This is a genomic window from Mycobacterium sp. UM_Kg27 (genome assembly GCF_000972905.1).
In the GTDB taxonomy this organism is placed as follows: domain Bacteria; phylum Actinomycetota; class Actinomycetes; order Mycobacteriales; family Mycobacteriaceae; genus Mycobacterium.
In genome coordinates, this window is sequence record NZ_JRMM01000370.1 from 1 (window position 1) to 263 (window position 263).

Here is a 263-nt window from a genome sequence, read left to right on the forward strand (position 1 = left end):
CAGTGCTGGATGTGGTGGCCGTGCAGGCCGCGGGTGGCGCTGCAGCCGGGGACGGCGCAGGTGCGGTGGCGGTGCTCGAGGGCGCGCCGCAGCCGGCGGTTGATGGTGCGGGTGGAGCGGCCGCAGCCGATCACGCGGCCTTGGCGTTGGAACCAGACTTCGCAGGTGGCGTCACAGGTCAGGTATTGGCGGTCGGCGTCGCAGAGCAGGGGGCCCAGGTGCAGGGCGCCGATCTGTTGTTCGACATCGAGGTGGACCACCAC

The 263-nt window shown here is 71.5% G+C and carries 1 protein-coding gene; it reads right to left on the minus strand.

Going from position 1 to position 263, the window contains the following annotated elements; translation table 11 throughout:
- Nucleotides 1-263 (minus strand): DUF222 domain-containing protein (locus LI94_RS21685; protein ID WP_152664915.1); only part of this gene is annotated, 263 nt, incomplete at both ends.